We start from the raw sequence: 16,587 nt of genomic DNA on the forward strand, positions 1-16,587 counted from the left end.
CGCCGACCCGGCCGGACGCCGAGGCGCTGCCCGCGCAGGGGATGGGCGCGAAGACCGCCGGTCCGGGAGGCGGCTCGCAGCGGCGCGTGATCGTGAGCGGCGGAGCGACGCGCCTCCGGGGGACGGGGCGAGCCGCGCGAGCGGCCCGGCCCTGGCGCTCAGGAAGCCGGCCGGGCGCCGAACGCCCGTTCCCTTCGCCCCTCCATCGTGGGCGCTCTTCGCCCGTATCGCGGCGTGCATACGCGGACTCCGGGCGCCCGGTGCCGGATCTGCACAGCCGCTCGTACCGCTGTTGGCCTCCTCCGGGGCGCAGAGCCCACGAGGTCGGCCCGGAGGAGAGGACGGTGGGAAATTCCTTCAGGGCGTTCGCGCGGATTCCCCGGGTGGTCTCGTCCGCGTGCGCCGGACGTGAAGAGGAACCTGCCCCACCACGTCCATGCTCAGGTCCGTTGACCGTGCCGGACGGGAGAGCGACGGTGGTTCGCCACCCGAGCGACCTGCCGGATGCCTTCGCCTCGCTCCGGGGCGTGCGTTCGCTGCCCGACTTGCTGCCCGACTCGCTGCCCGGCCCGCTGCCCGGCCCGCTGAGCGTGGCGCCGAGCCGCCGCGTCCTGCCCGACGCCACGGCTGCTCACACCGCTGTCGCAGGTCTTCGCCGGCTCATGGGGCGGGAGTGCGCAGGGACCTCGCCGTGCGGATCAGGGCTGCCAGGGGGCGGGAGTGACTGGGGGCGGGCCAGGCGAGGACGGTGGTGACGGGCGGGGCGTCGGGGACCGGGATCGCGGTGTGGTCCGGCCACTGCCAGGCGCGGCTCGATGCGGGGATGACCAGCAACGTCTTGCCCAGGGAGACGAGTTGGGCCAGCTGGGACTGGGTGCGGACCTCCGGGCCCGGGCCGTCCGGGTACGTGCCGTCGAGGCGGGGCCAGCGGGCCATCGGGAGGCCGGGGACGTCGCTGACCTCGGCGAGTGTGAGGCGGGGCCGGGTGGCGAGGGGGTGTGCCGCCGGGAGGATCGCGACCTGGCCCTCCGTGTGGAGATCCTCCGTGGCGAAGCCCTTGAGGTCGTCGACCGGGCGGTGCATGAGCGCGGCGTCGGCGCGCCCCGTACGGAGCAGTCCGGCCTGCTCGCCGACCTCGCACAGCAGGACCTCGACCGGGGGGACGGCCGGTTCGCGTGCCGCCGCGTCGAGGAGCCCGCGCAGCAGCTCGTGCGAAGCACCCGCCTTCGTCGCGAGGACGAGGTGTCGTTCCGGGTCCCCTGCCCTGCGGGTCCTGCGCGCGGCCGCCGCGACCGCGTCGAGCGCCGTCCCCGCCTCCGTACGCAGCACCTCGCCCGCCGCCGTGAGCGTCACGCCCTGGCGGTCCCGGTCGAGGAGCCGCGCGCCGATGCGGCGTTCCAGCTGCCGGATCGCGCGGGAGAGCGGGGGCTGCGTGATGCCGAGCCGCTCGGCCGCGCGCCCGAAGTGCAGCTCCTCGGCCACGGCGAGGAAGTACCTCAGCTCGCGGACCTCCACGTCGGCCGCCTCGTCGTTCATACGGCCAGCCTAGGCCCGCGCCTGATACCGGGCGGGTATCACGGCTGGCCGAAGTGGTATTGGACGCCCCGACGAGGCCCGCCGAGCATGGGGGCATGAGCCAATCGACGAAGACCGCGCTGGTCACCGGCGCGAACAAGGGGATCGGCCTCGCGATCGCGCGGGGCCTCGCTGGGCTCGGCTTCACGGTCGCCGTGGGGGCCCGGGACGAGGCGCGGGGAGCGGCGGCCGTGGAGTCGCTGCGGGCCGAGGGGGCGCGGGCCTTCGGGGTCGCGCTCGACGTGACCTCCGAGGAGAGCGCGGCCGCCGCCGCGCGGACCGTGGCCGAGACGGCGGGGCGGCTCGACGTGCTCGTCAACAACGCGGGCATCGGCGGCAGCACCGAGGACGGCGCGCAGGACCCGACCACGCTCGACCTCGACGTGGTCCGTACGGTCCTCGACACGAACGTCTTCGGCGTCGTCCGCGCCACCAACGCGCTGCTCCCGCTGCTCCTGCGCGCCCCTTCGCCGCGCATCGTCAACGTGTCCAGCAACATGGGCTCGCTGACCTTGGAGACCGGGCCCGTCATGGCCGCCTACGCCCCCTCCAAGACCATGCTCAACGCCCTCACGACCCAGTACGCGCGCCGTCTCGCGGACACCCCCGTCCTCGTCAACGCCTGCTGCCCCGGCTACGTCGCCACCGACTTCACGGGCCACCAGTCCACTCGCACCCCCGAGGAAGGCGCCGCCATCGCCCTCCACCTCGCGACCCTCCCGGACGACGGCCCGCGCGGAGGGTTCTTCGACGACGGAGGAGTGGTCGCGTGGTGAGACCCCGCCGGTGACGCGCGCGAGCGCCCCGTACCGCCGGTCCGGCCCGTACCGCCGGTCCGGCCCGTACCGCCGGTCCGGCCCGTAGCGCCCGGTCCGCCCGTACTCGCCCTCGTGGATCTCAGTCCTGCGTTGCCTCCAGCCGTGCCGCCAGGGCGGCCGTCGCCTCGCGCTCCAGCGCCTCCTTCAGCTCCGGTGGGTCGACGCGGTCCACGCGGACGCGGGTGCAGCCGACCCAGGTGGCCGCTTCCGCCAGTGCCTTCGCCGTGCCGGGGACGGCCTTGCGCGGGGTCGCCGTGCCGGGGATGTCGCCGCCCAGCGTGACCTGGCGGGCGACGAGGGTCGTGCCCTCGCGGGCCGGGTCGACGCGGGCGATCAGGCGGCCGCCGGAGAGGACCGGCATGGCGAAGTAACCGTGGACGCGCTTCGGCTTCGGCACGTACGCCTCCAGGCGGTGCGAGAAGCCGAAGAGGCGTTCCGCGCGGGCGCGTTCCCAGATGAGCGAGTCGAAAGGGGAGAGGAGCGTCGTGCGGTGGCGGCCGCGCGGGCTCGACTCCAGGGCCGCCGGGTCGGCCCAGGCCGGCTTCCCCCAGCCCTCGACGCGCACAGGGACGAGGCCGCAGTCCTCGATCACCGCGTCGAACTGCTCGTTCTTGAGGCGGTGGTAGTCGGCGAGGTCGGAGCGGGTGCCGACGCCGAGCGAGCGCGCCGCGAGGCGGATCAGGCGGCGTACGCACTCCAGGTCGTCCAGGTCGTCGTGGAGCAGCCCGGCGGGGATCGCCCGCTCCGGCAGGTCGTAGACCCGGCGCCAGCCCGTACGACGTACGCAGACGACGTCCCCGTACGTCAGCGCCCGCTCCACCGCGACCTTGGAGGCGGACCAGTCCCACCACTCGCCGCCGTTCTTCGCGCCGCCCAGCTCCGTCGCCGTGAGCGGGCCCTCGTCGCGGAGCTGCGCGAGCACCTTCTCGTACGCGCCCGCGGGCACCTCGTGCCCCCACAGCGGACGGTCGCGGTAGGCGCGGCGGCGGAAGGCGAAGTGCGGCCACTCCTCGACGGGCAGCACACAGGCCGCGTGCGACCAGTACTCGAAGGCGTGCGCGGGGGACTCGGGTGGCGACCAGTAGGCGGATTCGACGGCCTGGCGGCCGATCCCGCCGAGGCGCGCGTACGGGACCAGCTCGTGCGAGCGGGCGAGCACCGAGATGGTGTCGAGCTGGACCGCGCCGAGGTGCCGCAGCACACCCCGCGCGCCCGCGCGCCGGTCGGGGGCGCCGAGGAGGCCCTGGGCACGGAGGGCGATGCGGCGGGCCTCGTCGGCGGAGAGGGGGAGCGGCTGCGTCGTCATGCTGTGCAGCCTAGGACGGAGGGCCGACAGCCAGGGAGCTGTAGCGGGTGAACTGGCAGGGGGGCGGCAGCGCGGCGGCAGAGAAGGGGCGGGAAGGGGCAGTGAGGTGGCAGAGAGGCGGCAGCGAGAGGCGGTGAGGTGGCAGGACACTGCCGTTGCGCGGCTGCGGACTGCCACGCCCGTGCCTCCCCGGTGTTCCCTCGCACAGCCTGGGCAGGAATACTGCGCTGCGGTGCGTACCGCCTCCCTCACCGAAGGTTGCGAGCGAAGGTCGCGAGCGAAGGTGGCGGACGGCATCCCGGCACCTTCCGAGGGCCTCGCGCGTTGACTGTCTTGGCAGACCTCCCGGCGCGGGCGGGTCCTCGCATACGATGGCCGTTGCCCGAAGACTTGACCGTGCCAGGCCCCGACCGGCAAGGAGACCCACCCTCGTGTCCGTCCTCTCGAAGATCATGCGTGCAGGCGAAGGCAAGATCCTGCGCAAGCTGCACCGCATCGCGGACCAGGTCAACTCCATCGAAGAGGACTTCGTCAGCCTCTCCGACGCCGAGCTGCGCGCGCTTACCGACGAGTACAAGCAGCGCATCGCGGACGGGGAGTCCCTGGACGACCTCATGCCCGAGGCCTTCGCCACCGTGCGCGAGGCTGCCAAGCGCGTCCTCGGTCAGCGCCACTACGACGTGCAGATCATGGGCGGCGCGGCCCTGCACATGGGGTACGTGGCCGAGATGAAGACCGGTGAGGGCAAGACCCTCGTCGGCACCCTCCCCGCGTACCTCAACGCGCTCTCGGGCAAGGGCGTGCACCTCATCACGGTCAACGACTACCTGGCCGAGCGCGACTCCGAGCTGACCGGCCGGGTGCACAAGTTCCTGGGCCTGAGCATCGGCTGCATCCTCGCCAACATGACCCCGGCCGAGCGGCGCGAGCAGTACGGGCGCGACATCACGTACGGCACGAACAACGAGTTCGGCTTCGACTACCTGCGCGACAACATGGCCTGGTCGCAGGACGAACTCGTCCAGCGCGGTCACAATTTCGCGATCGTCGACGAGGTCGACTCGATCCTCGTCGACGAGGCCCGTACGCCGCTGATCATCTCCGGTCCCGCCGACCAGGCCACCAAGTGGTACGGCGACTTCGCCCGCCTCGTGAAGCGCCTGGAGCGCGGTGAGCCGGGCAACCAGCTCAAGGGCATCGAGGAGACCGGCGACTACGAGGTCGACGAGAAGAAGCGCACCGTCGCGATCCACGAGCCCGGTGTCGCCAAGGTCGAGGACTGGCTCGGCATCGACAACCTCTACGAGTCCGTGAACACCCCCCTGGTCGGTTACCTCAACAACGCGATCAAGGCCAAGGAGCTGTTCAAGAAGGACAAGGACTACGTCGTCATCGACGGCGAGGTCATGATCGTCGACGAGCACACCGGCCGTATCCTCGCCGGCCGCCGTTACAACGAGGGCATGCACCAGGCGATCGAGGCGAAGGAAGGGGTGGACATCAAGGACGAGAACCAGACGCTCGCCACGATCACCCTCCAGAACTTCTTCCGCCTCTACGACAAGCTCTCCGGCATGACCGGTACGGCGATGACCGAGGCCGCCGAGTTCCACCAGATCTACAAGCTCGGCGTCGTGCCGATCCCGACGAACAAGCCGATGGTCCGCATGGACCAGTCGGACCTCATCTACCGCACCGAGGTCGCCAAGTTCGACGCGGTCGTGGACGACATCGTCGAGAAGCACGAGAAGGGGCAGCCGATCCTCGTCGGCACCACCTCCGTCGAGAAGTCCGAGTACCTCTCGCAGCAGCTCGCCAAGCGCGGCGTGCAGCACGAGGTGCTCAACGCCAAGCAGCACGACCGGGAGGCGACGATCGTCGCCCAGGCCGGGCGCAAGGGCGCGGTCACGGTCGCCACCAACATGGCGGGGCGTGGTACGGACATCAAGCTCGGCGGTAACCCGGACGACCTCGCCGAGGCCGAGCTGCGCCAGCGCGGACTCGACCCGGTCGAGCACGTCGAGGAGTGGGCCGCCGCCCTCCCGGCCGCCCTTGAGCGTGCCGAAGCCGCGGTCAAGGCGGAGTTCGAGGAGGTCAAGGACCTCGGCGGGCTCTACGTCCTCGGCACCGAGCGGCACGAGTCGCGCCGTATCGACAACCAGCTGCGCGGTCGTTCCGGCCGTCAGGGCGACCCCGGCGAGTCCCGCTTCTACCTCTCGCTCGGCGACGACCTCATGCGGCTCTTCAAGGCGCAGATGGTCGAGCGCGTCATGTCGATGGCGAACGTGCCCGACGACATGCCGATCGAGAACAAGATGGTCACCCGCGCCATCGCCTCGGCCCAGTCGCAGGTCGAGCAGCAGAACTTCGAGACGCGCAAGAACGTCCTCAAGTACGACGAGGTGCTCAACCGGCAGCGCGAGGTCATCTACGGCGAGCGCCGCCGCGTCCTGGAGGGCGAGGACCTCCAGGACCAGGTCATCCACTTCATGGACGACACGATCGACGCGTACGTCGCCGCCGAGACCGCCGAGGGCTTCGCCGAGGAATGGGACCTCGACCGGCTGTGGAACGCCTTCCGTCAGCTCTACCCCGTGCGCGTCACGGTGGAGGAGCTGGAGGAGGAGGCGGGGGACCGTGCCGGGCTCACCGCGGAGTACATCGCCGAGGCGATCAAGCAGGACATCCACGAGCAGTACGACAAGCGCGAGGAGCAACTCGGCTCCGAGATCATGCGGGAGCTGGAGCGGCGTGTGGTCCTCTCCGTCCTCGACCGCAAGTGGCGCGAGCACCTCTACGAGATGGACTACCTCCAGGAGGGCATCGGCCTGCGCGCGATGGCGCAGAAGGACCCCCTGGTCGAGTACCAGCGCGAGGGCTTCGACATGTTCAACGCCATGATGGACGGCATCAAGGAGGAGTCCGTCGGCTACCTGTTCAACCTGGAGGTCCAGGTCGAGCAGCAGGTCGAGGAGGTCGAGGTCAAGGACGAGGCCCCGGAGGACGCGGTGCCCGCGGGCGCGGGACGCCCCGAGATCCGTGCGAAGGGCCTCGACGCCCCGCAGCGCGCCGACCGCCTCCACTTCTCCGCCCCGACCGTGGACGGCGAGGGCGGCGTGGTCGAGGGCGAGTTCGCACGGGAACCGGGCGAGCCGGTGGCCGCGGGCGACGGAATGACGCGGGCGGAGCGGAGGAAGGCGCAGAAGGGACGGCGCCGGAAGAAGTAACGGGATCTCGCCGGGGGCGGGTTCTGGCCGGGGGCCCGGCGGGAGTTGGCGGGGCCCCCGGGTGGCTTGGGGGCGGTGGCCCGGTGCTCCTGGGCTGGGTGGCTGGTAACTCTCGGGGATCTGGCGGTTTGGTGGCCGGGGCCTGGCGGGAGTTGGGCCTTGGCTTGCTTGGGGCCGGGTGGCTTGGTGCTCCGGGGCCGGGGGCGGTAGCTCTCGGGGGTCGGTGGCTGGGTGGCCCGGTCGGGTGGCTTGATGGCCGGGCCGAGCGGGAGTTGGCGGGGCGCGGTGGCGCGGTGGCGCGGGGGTCTGCTGGCCGGGTGGGGCGTGGCACGGCGGCCTTGGGGGCTGGTGGCGCGGAGGCCCGGTAGCTCGGGGCCCGATGGCCGGGTGCTCTGGGGCCGGGTGGCCGGTAGCGGCCTGGTAGCTGGGTCTGGTAGCTGGGTGGCTTGAAGGCGGGGTTTCCCGGTGGCCGGTGGCCGGTGGCTGCGCGGTGGCCGGGCGTCGGGTGGGCTCGGTGCTCGGTGCAAGGGTGGCTGGGCGGTTGGATCGGTGGGTGGCCGGTGCTCGGGTGGCTTGGTTGCCGGGTAGCCCGGTGGCCGGTGGCTCGGCCTAGGCCGTGTGTGCGCAATGTCAGTTGGCCGTAGGCCCGTTCGTGGTGCGTCGTCATGAAGTGACTGGTCAAGCCTGGGCTGTGGTTGGGCCGTTGTTTGCTCCGCCGTGGATGGGCGGCCGGTGCGGGACAGTCGGCAGGTCCTCAACGGGATTCTGTGGAAGCTGTCCACGGGTGCGGCTTGGCGGGACCTTGCCGGAACGGTATGGGCCGTGGAAGACGGTCTACGAACGGTTCCGGCGCTGGTCTGCGGACGGGATCTGGGACCGGATGCTGGGACCGGGGCCCGGCTCACGTCCAGCGGCGCTCCGATGCGGTCGGCGAGGTCCGTTGGCCGATCGTGTGCGTCGACTCGACGGTCGTGCGGGTCGCATCAGCGCGCGTCCTGGGCGCGAAAAGGGGCTCCGGAGAGGTGAGGCGCTCGCCGGTCCTGCGGCGGGCTGAGCACGAAGATCCACCTCGCCCGCGACGGGAAGGGCCTGCCGCTCGCGTTCACGATCATGGGCGGAATCGTCAACGACCACAGGCAGTCCGGGCCGGTCATGGCCCGTATCGCGATCAAGCGGAACGGCCCGGGCCGATCCCGCACCCGGCCCGACCGGGCGACCGGCGACAAGGGTTACGCGTCCCGCAAGATCCGCACGTACCCGCCGCGGACGCGGCATCGCCCGTACCATCCCCGAACGCACCGACCGGATCAGCGGACGCCAACGACGCGGCGAGACACTCTGCCGTCTCGACCGCACGGTTTACCGGCGCCCCAACCTCGTCGAACGCCGCTTCACCAAGCTCAAAACGAAGCCCTCGCCACCCGCTACGACAAACGAGCCCGCCGCGACAAAGTCCTCGTCGCTCTCGCCCGCCTCTGCCTCCGGCTCCCCGACTGACATTGCGGACACGTCCTAGGCCGTGTCTTCAGTTGATCTTGAGTGGTGGATCATGGTCGGGTGATTCGTCGCCATGAACTGTCCGATGAGGAGTGGGAGTTCGTCCGGCCATTGCTGCCTGCGTCCTTGCGGGGGCGGAAGCGGTTGGACGATCGAAGGGTGCTCAACGGGATCGTGGGGAAGTTCCGCTCCGGCACGGCCTGGCGGGACGTGCCTGAGCGGTATGGGCCGTGGCAGACGCTGCACCCCCGCTTTCGCCGGTGGGCCCTGGGCGGCACCTTCGAGCGGATGCTCCGGGCCGCGCAGGCCCAGGCGGACGCGGCCGGGGACATCGAGGGGCTGGTGTCGGTCGACTCCACCGTCGTGCGTGCCCACCAGCATGCCGCCGGGGCCCGAAAAGGGGGCGCCGCAGCCCATGCCTCGGACGCTCGCGGGGTGGCCTGACCAGCAAGATTCACTTGGCCTGCGACGCTTTCGGGCGTCCGCTCGCCTTCACCCTCACGGGCGGGAACAGCAACGACTGCACGCAGTTCACCGCCGTGATGGAGGCGATCCGGGTGCCCCGCCCCGGGCCGGGGCGGCCCCGAGTGCGGCCCGCTCACGTGCTGGGCGACAAGGGCTACAGCTCTCGTGCGATACGAACGTGGCTGCGGCGTCGCGGCATCGGCCGTACCATCCCCGAGCGGGCCGACCAGGTCCGCAACCGGCTCCGGCGCGGCAGCCGCGGCGGGCGTCCGCCAAGCTTCGACAAGCAGCTCTACACGCGGCGCGACATCGTGGAACGGTGCTTCAACCGGCTCAAGCAGTGGCGCGGCATCGCGACCCGCTACGACAAGACCGCCGAGTCCTACGAGGCAGCCGTCACCCTCGCCTCGCTCCTGATGTGGGCGTGACATGTGAAGACGGCTCCTGGCGGGAGTTGGTTGTGCCCGGTGCCGCGTGTGCTGGGGCCGGGTGTCCGGGCGGCGTGGTTGTGTCGGGTGGCTCGGTGGTTGGGTGGCTTGGTGGTTGAGGGGCTGGTGCGATTCGTTGGCGGTGCCCGCCCGGTGCCGGTTGCCGGTGCTCGGGTGGCTTGGTGGTTGGGGTGGGGTCTGGTCGGGGCCTGACGGGAGTCGTTGGCTGTGGCCGGGTAGCGCGGTGGGCCGGGCGCCGGGTGGGCCGGGTAGCCGGATGGGCGGGGCGGCCCGGTAGCTCGGGGTTCTGGTGGCTTGGTCGTTGGGTGCTCGGTGTTCGGTGGTCGGGGTGCCTGTGGCCCGTGCGCCGGGGCTGGGTGCTTGGGGGGCTCAGTTGTCGGCGGCCCGGTGGTTTGCGGGGCTTGGCGGGCGGGGTCGGGCCAGAGCTGACGGGAGTTGTTGGTAATGGCTGGTGGGCTGGGTGTCGGGTGGCCTTGGTAGCCGGGTGGCTTGGCGACTGGGGGCCGGCTCCGGTGGTGCGGTGGCGTGGGCTCGGTAGCTGGGTGGCTCCGGTGGCCCGGGGCGCCGGACCGGGTGGCCGGGTAGCTCGGGGGTCTCGTGGTTGGGCAGCCTGGTAGCTGGGTCGCCCGGTGGTGGGGCGGGCTCGGTAGCCGGGCGGGCGGTGCTTGCGTGGCTGGGTGGTCGAGGGTGGGGTGTGGCCGGGGGCCTGACGGAATTGGCCTGATGGCGGCGCGGTGGTCCGATGGCAGGGAGCCTGGGCTGGGTGGCGCTGGGGTCTGGTAGCGGGGCTGGTGGGTTCGCGGTGGGGTCCTCTCCTGGTGGGGGTATTCGGCGGTTTGCGTTGGTGAGCTGTGGTCGGCGGCTCCCTTTCTTTCGGGCGGCGGGGACGATGGCTTTTCCGGGGGATTTTCTGGTTGTAGGGCTGGAAGGGTGGGCCGTGCGGGCGTGAATCAGGCGCCCGATGTTCACTCGATGGGGGACAGTGAGACCGACTCTTTCGGGGGTGGCGGTTGACGGGAGGTGCGAAGCGGCAGGGCGGAGCCGGGCGGCTGAACCCTCGATTGTTGCGAGACTGGGAGTCCGGCGTGGGTAGGGCCGCAGGTCAACGAGGGTGCTCCCCGCCTGCGCGGGGATGGACCCTCCTTGCACCAGTAGTCGTAGGACAGCAGCATGTGCTCCCCGCCTGCGCGGGGATGGACCCGTACCGCGCTCCGTAGGGAGTTGGGCGACTCAGTGCTCCCCGCCTGCGCGGGGATGGACCCTCGTGCGCCGCCTCCTCGCTCGCGAAGTCCTTGTGCTCCCCGCCTGCGCGGGGATGGACCCCTGGCCGCGCCGACCCCGCAGATGATCGAGGGGTGCTCCCCGCCTGCGCGGGGATGGACCCCTGGCCGCGCCGACCCCGCAGATGATCGAGGGGTGCTCCCCGCCTGCGCGGGGATGGACCCTCGCCGCGCGTGATGCCCGCGGGCACCTCCGGGTGCTCCCCGCCTGTGCGGGGATGGGCCCGACTCCTCGAAAGCCGAGAGCACGGGGTGGTTGTGCTCCCCGCCTGTGCGGGGACGGGCCCGCCTGCCGCTGCCGGTTGTGTAGGTCGTGGCAACGTGCCGCACGCCTCCGGAGGGGTGGTCCTGACCGTGTGGGGAGACGGCCCTGCGTGATGGGGGGCTTCCCGTCCAGCGTCGGGGGCCTCGTTAGCGAGGAGGGCAGTTCGGGCTCCGGTTGCTCCACGGGCCCGGCACCCTGCCCCGGCGTTGGTCTTCGACCTCACTCCCACGCCGGTAGGCCCCGCTCGGGCCCCCAGTACCCCTGCCCCGCTCCTACGCTGATGGGCCCGCCCTGGACCTCCGCCTCCGCCCCCGCCCCCGGCGCCGGGCTCCGTACCTCCGCCCTCGCCACGCTGGCAGGCCCCTGCTCTGGGCCTTCGGTGCCCGTCCCTGTCCCGGGCCTTCGGTGCCTGTCCCCGGCGGCCCGGGCCTTCCGTTCCTGCTGCCGTCCCCGGCGTCGGGCTCCGTTCGCTGTCCCGCCATGCGTGCCGATGGGCCCCGGACCACTCAGTGGTCCGGGGCCCATCGGCACGCATGGCGGGGGGCGGGCTCGCGTCGCTCCGGGCTTGCGCGCTACGGCGCGAGTTCCAGGGCTGTGCAGCGCCATACGCCGTCGCCCCAGTCCTCCAGGCGGAAGGCGATGGCGTGGACGCGGCCGTCCGTTTCCAGGGTCGCGCTCGCTTCGAGGATTCCCGGGGCGATCTGGGTGGCGCGGGTGGTGCGGAGGACCGGGGCGGCGGTGGGGTAGGGCGGGGTCGCCGTGGTCAGGTGGTGGAGGGCCGTGCCGGTGGCGAGGCCCCAGAGGTCCTGCGGAGTGCGGTGGCCCGTCAGGGCGGCCAGGAGGCGGCGGGCCCACTCGTCCTGCGGGGCGTGCGGGCGGACGCGCTCGCGGCGGCGGTTGGCCGGGGCGCGGCCCGCCGGGCCCGAGGGGCCGCGCTGGGCTCCGCGCCGGCGGCGGCGCTGGGCGGGGACGCGCGGGGAGTCGTCACTCTCGGTCGTGAACATCGGGCACCTCTCTCCGGGGAAACGCGGTTGTTACTGGGCGGTAGGGAGAGGGTTCGCGAAGCGAGGCGCACGGGCGGTCACTGTGCGTGTGCGGCGACGGCGGTCACCGGTTCACCGATCCGGGTGAGGGCCCGCCCGCTCCACGTATCCTTGCCGCACCGGCGAAAGGATGCGGTTTCCATGCGTGTGTACGTCCCGCTCACTCTCAGCGCGCTCGCGCGGGCCCATGAGGGGGGCGAGTTGGGGGCCGAGTCCGTGGTGGCGTACGCCGTGACCCCCGCGCTGCGCGAGTGGTACGTGTCCGACGACATCGAGGAACTGGAGTACGCGGCGCTCAGTCGCGCCGCCGCCGCCTCGCTGAGGCTGCTCGCCGTCGACCCCGCCGAGGCCAGGCGCCGGGTCGTGCTCGCGATCGACGTGCCCGACAGCGCGGCCCGTACCGATCCCGATCACGGGATGGACGCGGACTCCGTCGGGGAGGTGCGGCTCGCCGGGCCCGTCCGGCTCGCGAAGGCGGCCGCCGTGCACGCGGACGGTGAGGAGGCCGTCAAGGACGTGACGTCGGCGGCGGAGGCGCTCGGCGCCGCCGACCAGGGGGACGCGGACGCGCGGTTCGTCGTGGACGGGGCCGAGGATCACGAGCTGCTGTGGTTCGCGACGCAGGAGATCCCGTACCTCATCGCGCCGACCGCCGAGGAGCGCTGAATGAGCGCGGCGATACCGGCCCAGCACCTCGTCTGGGACTGGAACGGCACGCTCTTCCACGACATGGACGCCGTACTCGGCGCCACCAACGCGGCCTTCGCCGAACTCGCCCTGCCCGGGCTGCGCTCGCTCACGCTGGAGCGCTACCGCGAGCTGTACCGCGTGCCCGTCACCGAGTTCTACGAGGCCCTGATGGGGCGTGCGCCCACGGCGGAGGAGTGGGAGCTGATGGACGGCACGTTCCAGCGCCACTACGCGCGCGAGAGCACGCGGTGCGGGCTCACCGCGGGGGCCGTCGACGTGCTCGACGCGTGGCTCGATTCCGGTCGCAGCCAGTCGCTGCTGAGCCTGTACGGGCACGAGGAACTGGTGCCGCTCGTCAACGGGTTCGGCATCGCGGACCGCTTCGTGCGGGTCCAGGGGCGCACCGGGCCCTCGGGGGGCGGCAAGGCCGAGCACCTCGTACGGCACCTGGCCGCGCTCGCCGACGACGTCGCTCCCGCCCGTACGGTTGTCATCGGTGACGCGGCGGACGACGCCCACGCGGCCCGCGCCGCCGGGGCCCGCGCCGTCCTCTACACCGGCGGCTCCCACAGCCGCGCGAGCCTCGCCCGCACGGGCTTCCCCGTTGCCGACTCGCTCGCGGAGGCGGTCGAGATCGCGGCGGGTGTCTGACACGGAGGACGCCTGAGCACACCCTCCCCCCTCCCTCCCCCTCAGCCCCTCACCCTCCGCACCCCCATGCGTACGCTGGGGTGGGTGCAGGTGGTGCCGGCCGGTGGCGGTTCGGGGTTCGGGGGATGGGGGCGGGGCGTGCGCGGTGGCTTCGGGCAGGGGCGGCGGGGCGGGTTGCCGGTTGAGGTGACGCGGTTCGTGGGGCGGGAGCGGGAGGTCGCCGAGCTGGGGGACGTGCTGGGCGGAGTGCGCTTGCTGACCGTCATCGGACCTGGTGGGGTGGGGAAGAGCCGGACCGCGCTGCGGGTCGCCGCAGGGGCCAGGGAGCGGTATCCCGACGGGGTGTGGCTCGCCGAGCTGTCGGCCCTGCGTGATCCCGAGCTGCTGCCCGCGACGCTCGCCACGGTGCTCGGGCTGCCGGAGTCCAGCGCGCAGGAAGGGCCCGCGTCGGCGGCGTACGAGCCCTCGGGGCGTCCCGCGCTCGACGCCGTGATCGCACACCTGCGCGAGCGTCAGGCGCTCGTCGTCCTCGACACCTGCGAACACCTGCTCGACGCCTGCGCCGCGCTCGCCGATCTCGTGCTGCGCGAGGCGCCCGGCGTGAGCGTTCTCGCGACGAGCCGCCAGCCCCTCGACGTCCCGGGCGAGCACTGCCGCACGCTCGCGCCGCTCGACGAGGACGACGCCGTCGCGCTCTTCGCCCAGCGCGCCGCCGACGCCTCGCCCGGTTTCGCGGCGCGCGGGGCGGACGCGGCGCGGGTGCGGGCACTCGTACGCCGTCTCGACGGCATCCCGCTCGCGCTCGAACTCGCCGCCGTACGGCTGCGCGCGGCCCCGCTCGACCAGCTGCTCGACCGCGTCGACGACCGTTTCCACGTCCTGACCGGCGGGCGCCGCACCGCGCTGACCAGGCACCAGACGCTCCGTACCGCCGTCGACTGGTCCTACGAGCTGTGCACCCCCGCCGAGCGGTTGCTGTGGGCGCGGCTCTCGGTCTTCGACGGGCCCTTCACACCGGAGGCCGCCGAGGCGGTGTGCGGGGACGGGGACGGGGACGAGAGCGGTGGGCTGCCCGCGCGGGACGTGTTCCGGCACCTCATCGGGCTCGTCGACAAGTCCGTCGTGCAGCGCCCGGGAGCGGGCGGTGGGCGCTACCGGATGCTCGACACGCTGCGCGAGTACGGGGCCGGGCGGCTCACCGACGACGCCGGGGCCGACGCACTGCGGGACCGTTTCCTCACGTACTACGCGGCCCTCGCCGCGCGGCTGCACACGCGGCTCCTCAGCTCCGAGCAGCCCGCGCTGCACCGCACCGTGCACGAGGAGATCCCGCACCTGCGCGCCGCCCTCGGCCTCGCCCTCGCGAGCCGGGAGCGCGCGAGCACCGGGCTGTTGCTCGCCGCGCACCTGTGGCCGTACTGGCGGGCGCGCGCGGCGATCTCCGAGGGCCACTACTGGCTCGACAAGGGCCTCGCGCTCGTCCCCGAGAACCCGCGGGAGCCCGTCGGCAGGGAGGCACGTGCCTGGGCGCTGCTCGGCTCGGGGTCCTTCGGGCTGTGGACGGGCGATCTCCCGCTCGCGGCCGAGCGGCTGACGCGGTGTCTCGCCGAGGCGCGGCGCTACGGGTACGAGGACGTGGCCAGGTACGCGGAGGGGCACCTCGCGGGGACGCGACTGCTGAGCGGTGAGGCGGAGGGGACGCTGGAGACGATGGCGCGCCTGCGCGCCGAGTTCGACGCGCGCGGGGACGGGCTCGGGATCGCGATGATCTACCACGAGGAGGCGATCGTGTGGGCCGTGCTCGGTGAGACGGAGCGGGCGCGCGCGATGTGCGACCACATCCTCGGGCACCTCGCCGCGCACGCGCCCGGCGAGTGCCAGTTGCGCGCGGCGGCGCTGGTCGTACGGGGCGCCGCGCACTGGCTCGCCGAGCAGGGCGCCGACGGCGCGGGGGTGGCGCCCGGTGCCGGGGTGGACGCGGCGGAGGCCGACTGGCTCGCGGCGCTGGAGGCGTGCGCCGAGATCGGCGAGTCGCAGCTGTCGGGGATAGCGGGGATGGGGCTGACCTGGGTCGCGGTGCGGCGGGCGCGGTGGGCACGGGCCGCGTGGCTGCTCGGCTGGAGCGAGGGGGCACGGAAGGTGGGCGGCGACCCCGTCTCCGTACTGCCGCCGCTCCAGGCGTGGCACGAGGCGAGCCGGGCCGCGCTCCGTGCCGGGCTGGACGCGGACGCGTACCGGAGCGGGTACGAGGCGGGCGGGCGGCTCACGGCGGCCGAGGTGCTCGGCGCGCTGCGCGCGGACGCGGACCTGCCGGGCGTCAGGCGACGGCGGGCGGGGCGCGGCGCCCAGGCGCTGACGCGGCGGGAGCGGGAGGTGGCCGGACTGGTCGCCGAGGGCTTGTCGAACCGGGAGATCGCGGAGCGGCTCGTCATCTCGAAGCGGACGGCGGACGCCCACGTGGAACACATCCTCGCGAAGCTGGGGGTGGGCTCGCGGGCGGCGGTGGGGGCGGCACTCGCGGGGGCGTGAGGGGGCGGGGGCCTGGGCGTCTGGGCGTCTGGCGGGCGCGGGCGGTGCCCCCTCCTCGCACAGGGGCCCCCAGGCTCCTCGCGCAGGGGCCCCAGGCGCTGACGGGGCGTCTCGCGGGCCCAGCCGTCTCGCGGACGCGTGCGCGGCGGGTGGCGGCCGGGCGGCTGACGGGGTGCCAGGGGCGCATCGGGTGGGGCGTGCCTTGCGTACGTATACCTAAAAGCGGTCCGCCCCTACCTATTTCCGCCGGTACCTGCCCGATCCGCCCGCTCCCGCCGGAAGAATCGAGGGGCGTCGCCGGACGGACCGGGAGGGTCCGGAGGCCGGGGGCGGGGCGTTCCGGTTCCCCCGTTCCGCGCTCCGTCTCCGGGGCCTCCTCCGGGCCCTTCTCCGGTGGGCGTGTGGGGGCCGGCTGTCCTCGTCGGTGGGACAGCCGGCCTGTCGGCGCGCCCCGGTTCGGTGTCTTTCGCGTCACACTCGACGGCCTTGTGTGTCGGGGCGGTAAGAAGCGCGCAAATTCGCGGGATGCCCTGGTCGGGGGCCTGCCGGGGCCTGCGGAACGGCAGCGGCCTTACGTGACAAGGGAGATGCGGCGCGCTGTGCGTCGCGTCAAAGTCCACGCCTGTGATTTGTACACATACGGCTCATGACGCGGGCCCCGCGGGGGGCGTTAGCCTGGGTCCGTGATCAGCGCGATAGGCCGTGCGGGCATCGTGGCCCCCGCCCTTCGTCCGGCGCACGCACTCCGTGCCCCGGGCGCCGCTGAGCGACCGCGCGGGTACGGCGCGCAGC

The 16,587-nt window shown here is 73.1% G+C and carries 9 protein-coding genes, 1 pseudogene and 1 CRISPR repeat array; of the genes and pseudogenes, 7 read left to right on the forward strand and 3 right to left on the reverse strand.

All coding sequences use genetic code 11. The features are described 5' to 3' along the window. Positions 1 to 660 precede the first annotated feature (660 nt). Positions 661 to 1,536, reverse strand: a complete 876-nt coding sequence (locus ACQYWQ_RS19380; protein ID WP_431036178.1) for a LysR family transcriptional regulator — start codon at positions 1,534 to 1,536, stop codon at positions 661 to 663. 95 nt (positions 1,537 to 1,631) lie between these two features. Here ACQYWQ_RS19380 and ACQYWQ_RS19385 point away from each other — a divergent pair, with 95 nt between their 5' ends. Further along, complete coding sequence (locus tag ACQYWQ_RS19385) at positions 1,632 to 2,351, forward strand: SDR family oxidoreductase (protein ID WP_431036179.1); 720 nt, start codon at positions 1,632 to 1,634, stop codon at positions 2,349 to 2,351. A 121-nt stretch (positions 2,352 to 2,472) separates the two neighbouring features. On the opposite strand, the gene ACQYWQ_RS19390 is transcribed toward ACQYWQ_RS19385, so the two are convergent. Continuing rightward, positions 2,473 to 3,699, reverse strand: a complete 1,227-nt coding sequence (locus ACQYWQ_RS19390; RefSeq protein ID WP_431036181.1) for a winged helix-turn-helix domain-containing protein — start codon at positions 3,697 to 3,699, stop codon at positions 2,473 to 2,475. Between the two features lie 431 nt (positions 3,700 to 4,130). Here ACQYWQ_RS19390 and secA point away from each other — a divergent pair, with 431 nt between their 5' ends. The 3 genes and pseudogenes from secA (at position 4,131) to ACQYWQ_RS19405 (ending at position 9,316) form a co-directional block, all read left to right on the forward strand. After that, the gene (gene secA, locus ACQYWQ_RS19395) at positions 4,131 to 6,926 is read left to right on the forward strand and encodes a preprotein translocase subunit SecA (RefSeq protein ID WP_431036183.1); all 2,796 of its coding nucleotides are present in this window, start codon (positions 4,131 to 4,133) and stop codon (positions 6,924 to 6,926) included. A 634-nt stretch (positions 6,927 to 7,560) separates the two neighbouring features. Then, positions 7,561 to 8,423 (forward strand): annotated as a pseudogene (locus ACQYWQ_RS19400) (IS5 family transposase). A 63-nt stretch (positions 8,424 to 8,486) separates the two neighbouring features. Continuing rightward, positions 8,487 to 9,316 (forward strand): IS5 family transposase gene (locus tag ACQYWQ_RS19405; RefSeq protein ID WP_431039256.1). Its coding sequence is split into 2 segments (ribosomal slippage): positions 8,487 to 8,828 and positions 8,831 to 9,316, totalling 828 coding nucleotides; the frame shifts between segments, so codons are not numbered across the junction. 1,132 nt (positions 9,317 to 10,448) lie between these two features. Then, a CRISPR array of direct repeats spans positions 10,449 to 10,904; the repeat unit is 29 nt; unit sequence GTGCTCCCCGCCTGCGCGGGGATGGACCC. A gap of 550 nt (positions 10,905 to 11,454) precedes the next feature. Here ACQYWQ_RS19405 and ACQYWQ_RS19410 read toward each other — a convergent pair. Further along, on the reverse strand, positions 11,455 to 11,886 hold the full coding sequence (locus ACQYWQ_RS19410; protein ID WP_431036185.1) for an Rv3235 family protein: 432 nt from the start codon (positions 11,884 to 11,886) through the stop codon (positions 11,455 to 11,457). 180 nt (positions 11,887 to 12,066) lie between these two features. Between ACQYWQ_RS19410 and ACQYWQ_RS19415 the strand changes: the two genes are divergently transcribed. The 3 genes from ACQYWQ_RS19415 to ACQYWQ_RS19425 all read left to right on the forward strand — a co-directional run bounded on the left by ACQYWQ_RS19415 (position 12,067) and on the right by ACQYWQ_RS19425 (position 15,795). Next, a complete protein-coding gene (locus tag ACQYWQ_RS19415; protein WP_431036186.1) occupies positions 12,067 to 12,591 on the forward strand; it encodes a DUF6912 family protein in 525 nt (174 codons plus the stop codon). After that, positions 12,592 to 13,266, forward strand: coding sequence for an HAD family hydrolase (locus ACQYWQ_RS19420; RefSeq protein ID WP_431036188.1), 675 nt, complete (start codon positions 12,592 to 12,594; stop codon positions 13,264 to 13,266). A gap of 174 nt (positions 13,267 to 13,440) precedes the next feature. Beyond that, a complete protein-coding gene (locus ACQYWQ_RS19425) occupies positions 13,441 to 15,795 on the forward strand; it encodes an ATP-binding protein (protein WP_431036189.1) in 2,355 nt (784 codons plus the stop codon). Positions 15,796 to 16,587 lie beyond the last annotated feature (792 nt).

It is taken from the genome of Streptomyces sp. P6-2-1, from assembly GCF_050613165.1.
Taxonomy (GTDB): domain Bacteria; phylum Actinomycetota; class Actinomycetes; order Streptomycetales; family Streptomycetaceae; genus Streptomyces.